Consider the following 16,355-nt stretch of genomic DNA (forward strand, 5'->3'; position numbering starts at 1 on the left):
CTAAAATTTTCAAATTTTTAATTATTTCAAGGAGTCACTATTATGTTAGCCGTAGAATTGATCATCGTTCTGCTGGCCATCTTCCTGGGTGCAAGATTAGGGGGAATTGGCATTGGATTTGCCGGTGGTCTTGGCGTTCTAGTGCTGGCTGTAATTGGCGTTAAACCAGGGCATATTCCATTCGATGTTATTTCTATCATTATGGCAGTTATCGCCGCTATCTCTGCAATGCAGGTTGCCGGTGGTCTGGATTATTTGGTTCAGCAAACTGAAAAACTGCTGCGTAAAAATCCAAAATACATCACGATACTCGCACCTATTGTTACCTATTTCCTGACACTATTTGCAGGTACAGGTAACATCTCTCTGTCAGCCCTGCCTGTTATTACTGAAGTTGCGAAAGAGCAAGGCATTAAGCCATGCCGTCCACTTTCCACAGCGGTTGTAGCGGCCCAAATTGGCATCACCGCCTCACCCATTTCTGCGGCGGTCGTTTATATGTCTTCTCTGATGGAAGGCCACGGCGTCAGCTATATCCATCTGTTAATGGTGCTACTACCATCCACTTTCGCCGCTATCGTTCTGATGTCTGTCATCATCTCCTGGGCATTCAATTCCAAGTTATCTGATGATCCCGTTTACTTAAAACGTCTGGAAGACAACCTGGTAACTCTGCGTGGCAGCAAACAAATTGAAGTTAAACCAAAGGCTAAAGCTTCCGTTCTGTTATTCCTGTCAGGAGTTATCGGTGTTGTTATTTACGCTATCGTCAATAGCCCAAGCATCGGTCTGGTTGAAGAACCCCTGATGAACACCACTCACGCCATTCTGATCATTATGTTGAGTATCGCAACTATCACGACGACGTTCTGTTCAGTTGATACTGACGCTATTCTGAACTCCAGTACCTTTAAAGCGGGTATGAGCGCATGTATCTGTATTCTAGGTGTTGCATGGCTAGGCGATACTTTTGTACAGGCGAACATGGATTGGATTAAAGGCACTGCCGGAGACTTAATTCACTCTCAACCTTGGTTGCTAGCGATTATTTTCTTCTTCTGTTCCGCCCTACTTTATTCTCAGGCGGCAACTGCAAAAGCATTGATGCCGATGGCTTTGGCTCTGAACGTCACACCATTGACAGCCATCGCCTCTTTCTCCGCGGTTTCTGGGTTGTTTATTCTGCCTACTTATCCGACCTTAGTTGCCGCAGTTCAGATGGATGACACCGGTACTACCCGTATCGGCCGTTTTGTATTTAATCATCCATTCTTTATCCCTGGCACCATTGGAGTTGCTCTAGCTGTTGCCTTCGGTTTCCTATTCGGCAGTATGATCTTCTAATTCCGGCTGCCAATAACCACTTAATCCAGGGGCGTATATCGCCCCTGACTCCCCTCTCCTAAACAATATATTTTCTCTGAAAACCTTCGATAACTGTTTTAATATTAATCAGAACACTTTCTGGTCTGACAGCCTTCGGTTATAGTGCTGAATCTATTTCATTTAATTAGCGATCATTATCTTTATGATTAAACGTACTCTGATGCTATTTTTGCTGCTTTGCAGCACTCTCTTTACCCCAATAGCAGCGAACGCGCTGTTTGAACAACCGGGGCAAAATCCATATTTGCCAGTAGATCAGGCATTCATGTTTGATTTTCAGCAAAAAGGCGACAAATTGACGTTAGACTGGCAGATCAAACCGGGTTATTACCTTTATCGCAAACAACTTCATATTGAGCCGCAACAGGCCACACTGGGTAAAATCACGTTGCCACAAGGTACAGCTCATCGAGATGAGTTCTTTGGTGAAACTGAAGTTTATTTCCAACAACTCATAGTCAATGTTCCTGTTACAGAGGCGAACAACAATTCCAATATCGTTGTCACTTATCAAGGCTGTGCCGCCGCAGGATATTGCTATCCACCTGAAACCCGCCTTGTTCCATTGAGTGCAGTTATCCCAGCAAAAACAACTGACGCAACACCGACTGAACCTGTTCAGAAAACACCAGAAAGCACATCCAATGATCAACAACATTTACCCTTCTCACCACTCTGGGCAATTCTGATTGGCATCGGTATCGCCTTCACACCTTGTGTACTACCGATGTACCCATTGATTTCCAGCATTATTCTTGGCAGCCAACGCCCTAAGAACCTAAAACAGATATTTTGGTTAGCGCTAAGCTATGTTCAAGGCATGGCAATCACCTACACACTACTTGGATTGATTGTAGCGGCTGCGGGCCTACAATTTCAGGCCGCACTGCAACATCCATATGTGCTGATTGGCATATCAATATTGTTTATTCTGCTGTCACTGTCGATGTTCGGCCTTTATTCTCTGCAACTGCCTTCCACTGTTCAGACGCGCTTAGTCAACTGGAGTAACCAGCAAAAAAGCGGTTCGCTTTTCGGTGTATTCGCTATGGGTGCGTTAGCGGGATTAATTTGTTCCCCTTGTACTACCGCGCCTTTAAGCGCTATTTTGCTCTACATTGCTCAAAGTGGTAATACCGTGGCAGGTGGCCTAACCCTTTATCTTTACGCTTTGGGAATGGGGTTGCCGCTCATTGCCGTCACCCTATTTGGTCATAAACTCCTGCCACGCAGTGGGCCTTGGATGCAGTATGTTAAAGAAGCGTTTGGCTTCATTATCCTCGCGTTACCCGTTTTCCTGCTGGAAAGAGTTATCGGTGATAGCTGGGGAATACGATTATGGAGCCTGCTGGCCGTCAGTTTCCTAGGATGGGGATTTGCTCTGACGATTAGAAGCCAAAACGGTTGGGTACGAGTCTTACAACTGATATTGTTAATTCTGATGCTGATAGCTACCCGTCCGTTACAGGATTGGTTTTGGGGTACAACAGTTACCCAACAGTCGCAACACAGCCTCAACTTCCGCCAGATAAATAACTGGCAGGAATTAGAACAAATAATGACACAAAACAGCCATAAAACCATTATGCTTGATTTCTATGCTGACTGGTGTACCGCTTGTAAAGAATTTGAAAAATACACTTTCAGCGATCCACAAGTTCAGTCACAACTGCGGGATACCTTACTGTTACAGGCCAATGTCACCAATAACAGCCCGCAACAGAAACAGCTGTTAGAAAAACTGAACGTTCGGGGATTACCGACTATTCTGTTTTTTGATTCTCAGGGAAAAGAGATCCCCGATTCACGGATAAATGGTTTTATGGATGCAACCCGCTTTAACGAGCATTTGCAACATCTGCCAAAATGATTCAGAAGGAAAACACCGTGCAACGAGAACAAGTTCTTAGCCATGCCTTAAACTTACTGGAACAACATGGCTTATCCATCACAACTGAGATACTTTTTGGCTCGCTTAACATGGATATCGAATATCTCAAACAATTCTGGCCTGATCGGGAAGCACTGCTTTATGACTGTCTACGTTATCACGGCCAACAGATTGAAGTCTGGCAGCGACAAACATTACTGGATGAAAATCTGACACCCGAACAGAAGCTACTCGCTCGTTATGCAGCCCTTGATGAAAAAGTAAAAGGGAAACGCTACCCAGGTTGCCTATTTATCGCGGCCTGTAGCGAATTTCCTGAATCTGACCACCCTATTCATCAATTAGCTGAATTACAAAAACAGAGTTCTTCCCGTTACACCACCGAGCTACTACATCAACTAGATATTGAAGATTGCGAACTCGTTGCTAAACAGATGGAACTGATTCTGGAAGGTTGCCTGAGTAAGCTACTGGTCAAACGGGATATTGCTGACATCGCTACGGCAAAACTGCTGGCAGAAGATGTTTTAGCTATTGCCTTATGTCGCAAAAATGGCGCATTAAGTTAACAAAAATCAGCCTAAGATGAACAACCACACAAATTCCGGGCAAAAAGAAAGCAAACAATCAACTTTTATCATTTTTTATCAGAAAGGCATTGACGACTTAGGCTGAATACGGTTTAATGCGCCCCGTTGCCCGGATAGCTCAGTCGGTAGAGCAGAGGATTGAAAATCCTCGTGTCGGTGGTTCGATTCCGCCTCCGGGCACCAAAGTTTAGTTTCATGGCGCTCCTATACGTCCTGAAACGTTAAAAAATCAGTAAGTTGCAAAGAGCCTGGAGCATCATATAGATACTTCCAGGGTTTTTGACATTCAGAGTTTTTGGGGCTTAATTGGGGGCCTGTTGGTTCGATAAACTCTGGAGCCCCCGCCATGCGACTCACCGATACCGCCATCCGTAACGCCAAGCCGCTCGATAAACCCTACAAACTCAGCGATGCGCAGGGTCTGTACCTGCTGATTAAACCCAACGGTTCTAAACTCTGGCAACTCAAGTACCGCTTTGGCGGCAAGGAGAAGAAGCTGGCGTTTGGCGCTTACCCGACCGTTACGCTGGCGAATGCGCGTAAGCTGCGTGAAGAAGCTCGCGCCGTACTCAGCGCGGGCGACAATCCGGGGGTGAAAAAGTAGCAGGAGAAGCAGGCGAAGAAAAGCGGTAATACCTTTGAAGAGGTCGCCCGTAAGTGGCTGGCGGGAAATATCCGCTGGACGGAGCATCACACGGCGAAGATCCTGCGCTCGCTGGAGCAGCGTCAAACAGGCATTGATCCTGCCGCAGAGCGCCATTTTTAACGCTATATCTTTACTTTCAATCAGGGTTTCGGCGAAGTTTTCGCAGTGATCGGCAAGGACGGTGAAGTCCGTGGCGGCATTGAAGGGAATAGCAAGTAACGGGTGTGTTTGAGTAGGGATCGTAGCCATAGTGGCAGCCTCCAGTAAGTGATTAATTGAACCACCACCGAAGAGACCAATTTTGCGGTGGTGGAACCGGACAGAGTTGGTCTTACCGGCCTTACTGGACACCGGCGCGTCTTGCGACGCCTCCGCCCGGCCCACCATTGAGATGTAGCCGGATGAACGACATAAAAAAGACGCAAAGCGCGTCATATGTCGCCAGTAAGGAATATCTTCAGGAGACCAATCCCGGCACCTGAATTTGCACCGCGATTAGCAGTTAACAGCAAGTGAGGTTATGAAAGGCTTATCGCAAAAATAACTCTCTCTTACCTGCAAAACTAATCATTCGTCTTTCGCATCAAACAAAAGACTAAAGTTTCATTTTTTCCATTTTATTCAATGAATAATCGGGAATATAATCCAGAAAACACACTCTAAGGATCTCAATATGAGGATCACCGCTACCCAAATTGAACAGTGGGCGGACACAAGAGACGCTCAGGGAATGTTGCCCATTTTGATCCGGCGATTAATTAGCGCGACCACAACAATAACAGCATTGAGCATGCCCGGCGGTGATTCTGTTTCAAGCAGCGGCTGGGATGGTATTGTCCAGGCTGACAAAGGCAACATCTGGGTTCCTGATGGTGCCTCTTTCTGGGAAATGGGCTGTTCCTCCGACATCATTACTAAAGCCCGCTCAGATTTTCGGAAAAGAAATCAACAAATTTCACCACAGGAAGCAGCTCAAAGTCGCTTTGTTTTCGTATCACCACGCCGGTGGTCCAAAAAAGATAGCTGGCTCAAAGAAGCACAGGCTGAAAACATCTGGTCCGGCGTTTATGCTCTTGATGCTGACGATCTGGAGGCGTGGCTGGAAAACACTCCGGCTGTAGCTCTCTGGTTCAGTGAAATAACAGGCCATACTGGTGCAGGCATTGAATCCATTTCCCATTTCTGGGAACGATGGTGCAATCAGTCACAATTTCCGTTAACAAAAGACACCTTACTAGCTGGCAGGGAAGAGGAAAAAAACACACTGAACGACTTTCTATCAGATAAAAAAGAACAAATTATTATCCGGGCAGACAGTCAGGAAGAAGGTATCGCTTTTGCCTGTGCCAGCTTAATAGAGATGGGACATGAAAATATATCAGCCTGCATAACTACTGATGATGGATGGCACTTTATTGATAAAAATCCCTCAATTCAATTTTGTCTGGCGATGAACAGTGATATTTCCAGACAAAGCCGACACCAGCCTGAACGAACTATTTTTATTCCCTTTTCCCTGGGCGATCACAATACTACGAGCAATAAGCGAAGTGATACCATTACATTGGAACGTCTTACTCGAAGCGATTTTGAAGAGAAGCTCATTGCTTTAGGAGAGGAGGAATCCGATGCAAGGCGGTTATCGCAAACAACCGGACGATCCTGGTCGGTTTATCGACGTCTTAGGGCCAAAAACCCGGCAATATCATCTCCCGTATGGCTGACCACATCGCCAGCAAAAGCGCTAATCACGCTGACTCTGGTAGGATGCTGGAATACCAAAAAGGAAGGCGATAAATATTGCGTTGAAACTATTGCGCAAAAAGATTACGAAGAACTGGAACAGGAACTACGCGAAATATCTCTTCGGGATGACTCTCCGGTATTACAGATTGGTGATGTATGGAAAGCAAAATCTCCCATTGAGCTATTGTATCAACTAGCCCCTCGACTGACAGAAAGTCAGCTTGAACGTTTCTTCTTGGTTGTAAAACAAACGCTACTTAAACCCGATCCTGCCCTGGAGCTTAAAAACGAAGATCGCTGGATGGCGGCTATCTATGGAAAAGTTCGTTCAGAATCAGATTTTATTCTGAAATCAATCGCTGACTCACTGGTAAAGCTCAGAATCTACGCTGAAAGCAGTGAAGGGATTAATTCAGATTTCATCATTGCCGCCATCGACAATCTGGTTAGAGATCTGTTGATGGATGCCGATGGTGAGAGATGGCTGTCATTAACAGACGTATTATGTCCGTTAGCTGAAGCATCACCAGAGGTGTTCTTAAAATCCATAGAAACAAGTTTGCAATCAACAGAGGTTTCCGTTACTCGTCTACTAACAGAAACGAGCGAAAGCACAGGCTTTGGTATGCGTTGTTGGCATGCTGACTTATTGCATGCGCTGGAAATCCTAGCCTGGAATCCAAGGCGATTACTTAGAATCAGTCTTATTCTTGCAACGCTATCATCATTAAGAATTCAGGGAAACTGGACCAATACACCGGAAAATACCCTAAAATCGTTGCTCAGACCCTACTGGCCACAAACAATGGCTACTGATGAACAAAGACTCGTCGTACTTGATATGCTTATCAAAAAGCACGATAGCATTGTCTGGCGTTTTCTCTATGAACAAACTGATCCTATGGGCGGTGTTTATATGGGAAATGCCAGACCAAAATGGCGGGATGATGATGCTGGCAGTGCACAAATGAGAGGAACTTTTCTTTATGAATATTATTCTGCACTTAGTGAGCGAATTCTGGTTCTGGCAGAAAAAAATGTCGAAAGAATAGCAGCGCTTATTAAGCGAATAGACCATTTTGAAGGAACCTACCAAGAAAGACTTATTGCATTAATTAAACGCGCAATTTCTTTTTCTGATGGAGACAAGGAGATCATCAGAGAAGCACTATATCACTATCTGAGTTGGCATAACTCGTATAACAAAGATGGAGATAAAAAAAGCAGAACTGTTGCAGAAGACCTCATGTCATTCGTCGGTTTATTAACACCTAAAGATATTATTCTTGATAAACGCCGACTTTTCACATCTCAATACCCTGCATTACCTGAAGGGAATGAAATAGATCGCATAATACATAGTGAAAAAATAATAAAAATGCGAACCAATGCAATAGAAGAGATATATTTCCACCAAGGATTGGATGGAATATCATCTTTACTTTCATTAGCACAATCACCGTCTGTAATAGGTGAGTCTCTGGCTACCTGTAACTTAAATTTGATAGATTCATTCACATGGATTATTGAAAAATTCAAAGGTAATGGTTTCCCATTTCATGATCAATTGATAAGTTCATTTTATGCCTGGCTGCCTGAAGAAAAGAAACTTATCCTGTTAAATTCTCAAGAATTTAAAAATGAGATGAATAGTGATGACAAAATTGCCGCATTCCACTCAATACTCCCACCCAATATGGCTACATGGCACAACCTCTCAAGTTACTCTGAAAGCGCCCAAATGCTGTACTGGAAGGGAATCAATTATCCACACATCTGGAGTGATAATGCTGATGAAATTGATTACTTCATCGGAAAAATGATGTTCGCTGACAGATATATATCAACATTTAATCTCGTAAAACATCGTATAGAGAAAGTTTCCTGGCAAAACCTATTGAAACTGTTAAATGGATTCAGAACTACCACTGAAAAAGATGTACCAATACCAGATGGCTGGTATCTATCCAGAGCTATTGAATATCTTGAATCATCAGGCCAGGTCTCTCGTTTAGATTTATCCTTACTGGAATTCTTCTTTTTCTCAGCATTCAGGAATTGTGAAAAAGGAGCAAAAAACCTTTACACGGAATTACTTTCCAATCCACCACTCTTTGTGCAATTAATATGTCTTGCTTATAAACCAGAATCTAATAAAGAGTATAAACAGGATGAATCCTTAATGGCTGCGGCACAACAAGCTGGCAGAGTTCTGGATCAAGGGAAAGGAATCCCCGGTCAGAGACCAGATGATAATATTGATGAAGTCGTATTTAGTAACTGGATTGAGGAAGTCAGGAAATTGGCGGCAGAAAATGACAGAAGCAATACTACTGATTACATAATCGGTAAATGGCTATCCCGCTCAAAACATCTAAATAACGCACCATGGTCCAGCATAATAATCAGAGATTTGCTGGAAGAAACAGAACGAGATGAGATCAGAGAAGGATTCTATTATGGCACTATCAATAGCCGTGGTACAACAGTAAGAGCTTATTATGAAGGCGGTGATAAAGAACGAAAACTAGTTGACCAGTACAAAGAAATAGCTAACCAGTTATATTTCACTCATCCCAAATTGGCGTGTGTCTTTGATGACCTTGCTTCACATTATGATTTTGATGCTGTAAATCAAGATCGGCATGCAAAATTAAGACTTGAAGGATATTAAATACAACACATTACATACACTTAGTTCTCAAAAGGATTTAAAAATGGGAAAGAACAGCAAGTCAAAACGAGATTCAAAAAAGAAAAAAAACAATAATAAGTCCAAAGATAAATTCCCGAACAGGGGGATAAGAAACTATAAGGACATTATGCCACAAATAAAAGAAAAATTAACATCTGTTTATACAGAATACAACCTCGCAGAACTTTTTCTCGCATTAAGTATTTCCGAATTATGGCTACCCAATATTTCGTCACCTGTAAAACACACTATCGCTTTCAACACCTTGCTTTCCATGGACGTCAGTACATTTAACAACCAAAAGGAACTTAAAACATACCAACAAGCAAGCGAATTTTTTAGCATTATTTACAATATATTACCTGATATTCCTCAAATGGAAGATTTTATCCCTGAACAAGACTGGGGACAAATAAGAATACCGTGGGGAGATAGTATTTATAAAATTTTTTATGGTAGCTCAGTCGAACGCTTATATGATTATATTAAAGCTTTTGAAATTAGATACGCAGAATATCCAATTATTCTTAAGCAAATGGAAAATGTTCTTCTTTTACAGAACCAGTTTTTATCAGGCATAAATCCAGTTGATACACTCTCAGAACAAGAGTTCTCACCCGGTCATGTCGAAATCCCTCCAGAAACGTTCTGGAAAACCTGCCATCAGGCTTTAACGGATGCCAGTCATGCGTTTGAGGAAATAATAAATCAGACAGAAAATATATTTATTAAAAAACCAGGGGAATTTAAAAGCATTAACTCCACCACTGAATTATCAAATATAATAATGGAAGGCATAGCGCTCCCTGCTATTGGTATCAATATTGGTGATCGTGTTTATCCATTGTCATTCAGGAATATGGCAAATGTAATTATTGAGCACTACGCTTCCCAGAAAATGGATATCGATTGTTCAGATGCAATTTCAAATTTCATATCCCAGCGTTTTGAAAACATTATTGAGGGACCATTTCTGCTTCTGAATCAAAAAAAGATCCTACCTTATAAATTCGCTGGGATACTACAGGGAAATGATAAGTATTATTTATTTGTACCTTTTGATATTAATCCAATAAACAAACTAAAAAAGATAGAAGAAGATGTTTTCGAACTTTTTAGCCAAGGAAAATGGGCTTTATCACCGATTTCATCATCACAACTATTAGGTATTCGAAATGGCTCAGGAAAGCAACTTGCAATTGATGATATTGAGTTTATTTTCATAAGCTCTAATCTTACTACTGCTATGCTTCCTTTTAAGCCACCGCAACTAAAATATAGTTATCATATTCTTTTCTTGACAGAATTTATTGCATTATTTGACTCGATAGATAACCTAAGTGAATTGTCATCACTTTTTTCATATCTAGAGCAATATAAATCCAAAATAAATCCGTTTTTTATTTCTGTAATAGATAAATTTGCATCACTTAAAGGAACTCATTCTGTATTAGAAGATGGTGCTATTAATTTCGACATGATTATTCTTGATCCTCATTGGGGATCTCACTGGAGATATGAAGAACTGGAAAAATACTGGTCACAGGTCCCTTCAAATTTTCCTGATGTCAATGTAAAATGGAATATCAGTAATACTTACCAAGGAAATATTTCATTAATATCAAAAAGTCATTTCTATGTATGCTGGTGCACAAAAATAAATAACTGCACAATGCATTTTTGTGCCGATCGCAAACCACTACTAAATGAAGATCATCTTAACGGTCAGCTTCTGACATTATTTTTAGAATGCACTTGTGATGCGCTATCGCAACGAAAAGATATTTTAGAGAATATATCATTCCAAAATATAAAAAGAATTACCGTTCACTGCGCTATTGACAAAAAATATCTGGTCGATAGTAATTCCGACATTACAGAAAATTTTGATCCTGAGTTGTTCACTCACGTGTCATTAATTAACAAAGATAATTCTTCTGCAAATATAAAAATTCACATTAATTTACCTCTCATGCAATATCGTCTTAACAGACCTCAAAATGCCAGTTTCCAGGCTGATGTTTGCATTGCGTTCTTACAATCGCTCTCCCAAATACTTCATATCGAGTTCTCCGAAGATATTAGGCAACAGATAATCAATACAGGGAACAGACCCGCAAGGATGGCAATATCCAGCGAAAAGTGCACCTTTGATACTTTAGAAATAAAACCAAACATTCCTGAAGCCAAACACTTTAAACTAGCCAGAAAAACATTGGCTAACTTAATTAAAGAGTCTGGAGTTCAGGAAGGTAATTATGAGTTACAAAAGGCCAAGGATATTATTAACCCTTTAGCCGATTTTTTCAGAGAAAAAATTCACGCAACAATACGCTCAATGAACAGGGAGCACTTGCTACAATTTGTAATTGAAAACTATGATGCTTATGTAGCCGAAGATCATAGAAAAAAGAAAAATATTATGTTAAGCCTTCAACATGAGGTTAATTATAATAGAACAGAAAAATTAGCAAAACAGAGTACTGAGTTCAACCGTATGTCAGCAAATTATAGATATTTGCTTGAATGCGCTTTGAGTCTTAACACAAAAAGTAAAACCATACCTGCTACCGATGATATCTTACAATTACTTGCTGATATTGATTGGTTAATAGTACTTTATAATGCAAGTGACATCTTGCATAACGATATTGATGTAGGTGGTTTGAATATAGATAATTTTTACATCCCACAAGTATTTTTTTCCGAAGATCGTGAGATTAAAGAAGATAAGTTTAGTGAAGAACAAGCAGGCTATAAGTTAGGTTATAACTTAAACGATAATGACTCAGTAGAATCCGACATTATAAATGAAAATTTAGATGTTCTTGATCGTATATTTCAACAAGATCTCGGTTTCAAATACTCGAGTTTACTTGCTGTTTTCTCTATTCTTTTTCAATGGGCTCGATTTAACCAAATTGAATTAAATCTTTCATATCAGGCGACAAGGGCTGATATGGTAACTACATTACTTAACAGCAATACAAACCTGATTAATGAAGAAGTAGAGAAAATAATAGATTTTCTTATTCTTAATCCGAATAAGATAAGAAAATTGCTGGGTGCTGATTCTGAATATTTTGATGTACCCATATCCGATCATAATAAACGAGATCACCGATATAATATTCGCCCACTAATAGAAATTAGTAATAATAATATAGTCTGGGGAGCTGCGGCAGCATATCGGGCAGGCACAATATGGATTGCCCATATTGCAAATGGATATCTTCCTGCCGAATTCGAATGGAGCCACATTTCACATGAAGTTGGTAAAATAAAAGAGAGTATTGAAAAGCAATTAGAAATAACCACTTTTAATATTGTAAAAAGGTTCGCAACCCAAATTGAACTTGGCATCGACTTTAAGAAACGCTTTCCAAAGAAAAAATTTCCTGATGTAGGTGATTTTGATACCTTAGCCTATTTTCCTGATAGCAATACCTGGTTGAATATAGAGTGTAAGTATAATCAGCCCTACTATTGCATTAAGGATATGCGTCGTTTACGAGAGAAAATATTTGGTAGAGGTGATAAAAGGGGACAGATTGGGAAAATAGAAAAAAGGATTGATTTCCTAGCAGAAAATTATAATAATCTTCGTACTCTACTAAACTGGAGTGAGCCAGCAGATAATTACGAAGTTAAATTTATCCATTTATATATTAGTAGACAAATTTACTGGTGGTTAAGATATCCGCCATATGAAACTAATATTAATTTTGTACAAGTAGATGCGTTAGAAGCTTGGTTACAAGAAAATTTATAGTATATTAACCAACCGCTGAGGCGTTATCAATGCCCCCTTCTATGAAGAGGGACTTTTACAGAAGAAATAAACATGTGTCAAAAAAGCTATCTACATTGTAAGTAACAATTTGCTCATTAAGATTATAGGTTAGGAATAAACCCTTCTTCCCGCAGAACCTTAATCACCCCACGAATCAGATATGAGTTAGAAAACTTCGCCGTATAGGTACGAGCCCCCTCTTCTACTGGCTGAAGCAGTCCCCGTTCAATCAGCTTACCAAGCTGATAAGTCACCTGCGTCGGTTTAAGCTCAGGCAAAACGGCGCGTAGATCGCCCGCTTTTATCGTCCCCAGCTCAACAACGCGTTTCAGAACCTTCGATTCCAGCGGGTTTATCAGCCCTCTCTCCGATGAGAAATCGATGGCCGGATACAGGATCTTTTCGCTCAGGAAAGCGTGGTTTGTCAGTTGATCGACTTTCTTCAGCTCAGAGGAGATCCCCGAAAGCACATATAAGCACCATTCTTCCAGCCCCTGCTCTGTTCCCTTATCAGCTAACGAAAGCATGGCGTAATAGCGTTCACGATCATTGCAGAATACCGCTGTCGGATTGAGAACCCGCCCACCAGCCTGAACATTAAAACCATACTTGATAAGCAATGCATAGGTCAGCAATCTGACCGTTCTGCCATTACCGTTGCCAAATGGATGTATCCAGCCAAAGCGGTGGTGCACCAGTGCAATCTTCATCAGATCGTACTTTGGCTTATCGGCACGATTAATAAAGGCGGTCAGTTCCGCCATATAATCAGGAACGCGGATGTGGTCCGGCGGTAAATGGTCAGACAGAGCGATGCTGACGTTATGTTGCCGATATGCTCCGGGCGTTCTGTCGCCTTCCTGTTGCAACCCGGCTACCGCCAGACTATGCAACTCGCGGATAAAATATTCTGTTATGTCATCGCCGTTGCTCAGGTATTCGTCGATGTACTCCATCGCGGCTTCAATATTGTTGATTTCTTTGAGTTGGTCCGTCGAACTCTGCGTTCCTTCAACCTTGCTTTCAACATAGTCGGCAAGCGTGGTATGGTTTCCCTCAATCCTTGCGGAGCCAAGACTCTCCAGCATGTGGAAAACGGCCTTCAACTGCGCAAACAGGATAGGGTGAACATCAGTTTCCAGCCGCAGGTGCCGGAGTAACTCCAGTTCCGTCAGCGCATCGACCAAAGGGGAGTCAAAGCTGGGGTTCAGAAGCGAGAGTTCAAAGTGATTAAATTGAACCATGATGTTTAGTTATCTCAACTGGTGAATAAAAACATCTCAAAAGTATAGCAAAAATAGTAATAGAATCTATATCTTAGAAATAACACTGTTTTTGATTATCTCAAAAACCGTTGTTCCAACATATCAAATGTAAGTTTGAAAGATGTTCAATGAGAAGGGGGATGGGGCTTTGATTGCATAATGCAGTATGGATTTTTTAGCGCCGCTATGTGTGGAGGTCTGGTCGTTATATGTGGACCTGACTCCACACATAACGAAGCCCCACTATCTTAAATACCGATTTTTCTTGATAACCATCACAAAACAAAAGCGATTTTTTGTGGGGGCCTTCGTGGGGACGCTGTTTGAGAGATGAGAAAACTCAACCGGCGGCCGAAACAAGAACCCGAATGTATAACTGTAGTTAGTTTAGCTTTTCAGTACTTCGATATTGAATTGAATACAAGGGTTATGATGTAGGATACATAAGAAATTATGTGTCTTTTTTCTGCTTGAACGCAATACTTACAAATCCTATTGCAACTGCCAGGCCAATCCAAAATAAATCAATAAATTAACACGATGTTGGGTTCAACAAACCAGCTTTGTGTTTGATGATAGGGTCGTCAATCTCCCTCGGTAATCACACTAATACACATAATGTGACATCTATATTATTAACCACTTTTCATTCCTATTTTAGTTTATATTGTTTGTTTCTTACTGATTTCTTTATTACCTCTATTACCAGTTATATAAATAATGCTACCGACCAAGGAAACAACGGTGATAATAGATGCCACTTTAATAGGTTCATGGTGAGATATATAACCAATAAGAAATGATGCCAGTCCTGCACTACCTAATTGCAATGTTCCCATTACTCCGGAAGCTGTCCCAACCGCTTGAGAATAAGTGGCAATTGCCGATGCAGTACCTAGTGGCAGCAAAAAACCATTACCGAAAGTCAATATTGATATTGTTAGCACAGAAGTTATCAATAGGTAGGGACTAAAAAACATTTGTATCGTGAAAGCAATACCGCCAACAGCAAAGATGAGATAACCATGAGAAATCGTCTTTCTCATGCCCTGCTGGCGACTTAATTTCTTAGCCGTAAGATTACCCAACACATAACTCAAAGAGAGCATTATATAGGTATAACCAACATATTTTTCTGGTAATCCCATAGCGGTAAGAATAAATGGAGATTCAATCAAATAAGAAAAATATGCTGTATAAGCGAAGCAAGGTATTGCTGCATAGTAAAGAAACTTTTTATTTATTATCACTTGGTAAGTACTAACTAATACATTTTTAACACTCAATTTTTGGCGTTTTTCTATTGGCAGTGACTCTTCCAGAACTAGCAAGCACAATATAAGCGCGGCTGTTATAAATAAAGTAAGAAATAAAAAACAGGCTTTCCAACCATAATATTCACTTAACATACCTCCGATCATGGGTGCGACAGCGGGTGACATTCCCACAAAAGGGAAAATAATCAGATACAAATTGGCTGCCTCTTCTTTCCCCATCAAATCACTAATAATGGCACGACTTAATGTAATACCCGCACAAGCGCCTATTCCCTGGAATAAACGCAATAATAGTAATTCACTAATATGCGTACTGTAAAAAATACCGATTGTTGAAATCAGCCATATAATCATTCCAGAAATAAGAACCGTTTTTCTTCCTAAGCAATCACTTAATGGCCCATAAATAAGTTGAGAAAAGGATATACCAAATAGAAATATAGCTATTGCACTTTGTATACTAGATTCGCTGACGTGATAATAGTTCCCCATTTTACTCAAAGCGGGTAAGAATATATCCGATGAAACCAGCCCACCCATAGAAAGAAAAGCCATTAAAACGATAAATAATAAAGATGCTTAGATTCACATAATAAGTGCAACATCGTTAATCCTGAAGTAAACATGTTCGTATTCACTTAAATAATTCATTTGGTGTTTTTCCTCCCGTGCTTTTCAGGGGAAATTATTTAATCGGTTTACCACAAAATTTATTTCCTTAGCTGAGACTTGATTAAAATCCATTCTCTTTGGAAAGTATTGTCTAATTAACTCATTGATATTCTCATTGTTCCCTATTTCCCAAGGCAAATAAGGGTAGAAAAAGTATATTTGTGTTTCTAATTTTTTACCAATGATTTCATGATCTGCAAACTCCAAACCATAATACTGATCCGATTTTTAATTTTGCCTCTTTTTTCATTATGTTTGGATCTCTTGATTTCTCTTCAATTCTCTGCTGATGGTCGACGGGCTTCGCTTAAGTGACTCAGCCATCATATGATAAAAACTATGCTATCAGAACTTGAGCATCAGGACGGTAGCTTATTAGTCGAATCCGCCCCCT

General features: G+C 40.6%; 8 protein-coding genes, 1 tRNA gene and 4 pseudogenes. 7 read left to right on the forward strand and 6 right to left on the reverse strand.

From position 1 onward, the window contains the following. Positions 1-42: 42 nt before the first annotated feature. From EAE90_RS09950 to EAE90_RS23785, 5 genes and pseudogenes are all read left to right on the forward strand, one after another. Positions 43-1,344 carry an anaerobic C4-dicarboxylate transporter gene (locus EAE90_RS09950; protein WP_214053356.1) on the forward strand — a complete coding sequence of 434 codons (1,302 nt, stop codon included), beginning with the start codon at positions 43-45 and terminating at the stop codon, positions 1,342-1,344. A gap of 184 nt (positions 1,345-1,528) precedes the next feature. Next, the gene (locus tag EAE90_RS09955) at positions 1,529-3,256 is read left to right on the forward strand and encodes a protein-disulfide reductase DsbD (RefSeq protein WP_214053357.1); all 1,728 of its coding nucleotides are present in this window, start codon (positions 1,529-1,531) and stop codon (positions 3,254-3,256) included. Positions 3,257-3,273: 17 nt separating this feature from the next. Beyond that, positions 3,274-3,846 (forward strand): division control transcriptional repressor DicD, encoded by a 573-nt coding sequence (dicD, locus tag EAE90_RS09960; RefSeq protein WP_214053358.1) that lies wholly within the window; start codon positions 3,274-3,276, stop codon positions 3,844-3,846. A gap of 128 nt (positions 3,847-3,974) precedes the next feature. Further along, positions 3,975-4,050 (forward strand) — tRNA-Phe (locus EAE90_RS09965). A 163-nt stretch (positions 4,051-4,213) separates the two neighbouring features. Further along, a pseudogene (locus EAE90_RS23785) lies at positions 4,214-4,588 on the forward strand (Arm DNA-binding domain-containing protein); the annotation flags it as partial. Here EAE90_RS23785 and EAE90_RS09975 read toward each other — a convergent pair. Next, a pseudogene (locus EAE90_RS09975) lies at positions 4,583-4,762 on the reverse strand (hypothetical protein); the annotation flags it as partial. The pseudogenes EAE90_RS23785 and EAE90_RS09975 overlap by 6 nt on opposite strands. A gap of 30 nt (positions 4,763-4,792) precedes the next feature. Next, positions 4,793-4,948 (reverse strand): annotated as a pseudogene (locus tag EAE90_RS24660) (hypothetical protein); the annotation flags it as partial. A gap of 238 nt (positions 4,949-5,186) precedes the next feature. Here EAE90_RS24660 and EAE90_RS09985 point away from each other — a divergent pair. Both EAE90_RS09985 and EAE90_RS09990 read left to right on the forward strand, forming a co-directional pair. Continuing rightward, entirely contained in the window at positions 5,187-8,933 is a 3,747-nt protein-coding gene (locus tag EAE90_RS09985; RefSeq protein ID WP_214053359.1) for a hypothetical protein, read from the forward strand. Between the two features lie 43 nt (positions 8,934-8,976). Next, entirely contained in the window at positions 8,977-12,726 is a 3,750-nt protein-coding gene (locus tag EAE90_RS09990) for a hypothetical protein (RefSeq protein ID WP_214053360.1), read from the forward strand. A 122-nt stretch (positions 12,727-12,848) separates the two neighbouring features. Here the strand turns inward: EAE90_RS09990 and EAE90_RS09995 are convergent, their stop codons facing one another. From EAE90_RS09995 to EAE90_RS24665, 4 genes and pseudogenes are all read right to left on the reverse strand, one after another. After that, complete coding sequence (locus EAE90_RS09995; RefSeq protein WP_036776078.1) at positions 12,849-13,991, reverse strand: Fic family protein; 1,143 nt, start codon at positions 13,989-13,991, stop codon at positions 12,849-12,851. 683 nt (positions 13,992-14,674) lie between these two features. Continuing rightward, the gene (locus EAE90_RS10000; RefSeq protein ID WP_339921189.1) at positions 14,675-15,853 is read right to left on the reverse strand and encodes a multidrug effflux MFS transporter; all 1,179 of its coding nucleotides are present in this window, start codon (positions 15,851-15,853) and stop codon (positions 14,675-14,677) included. A gap of 70 nt (positions 15,854-15,923) precedes the next feature. Beyond that, positions 15,924-16,171: pseudogene (locus EAE90_RS10005) on the reverse strand (IS30 family transposase); the annotation flags it as partial. Between the two features lie 39 nt (positions 16,172-16,210). Then, positions 16,211-16,288 carry a helix-turn-helix domain-containing protein gene (locus tag EAE90_RS24665; RefSeq protein ID WP_214053367.1) on the reverse strand — a complete coding sequence of 26 codons (78 nt, stop codon included), beginning with the start codon at positions 16,286-16,288 and terminating at the stop codon, positions 16,211-16,213. Between the last annotated feature and the right edge of the window lie 67 nt (positions 16,289-16,355).

The sequence above is a fragment of the Photorhabdus caribbeanensis genome, assembly GCF_018448885.1.
In the GTDB taxonomy this organism is placed as follows: domain Bacteria; phylum Pseudomonadota; class Gammaproteobacteria; order Enterobacterales; family Enterobacteriaceae; genus Photorhabdus; species Photorhabdus caribbeanensis.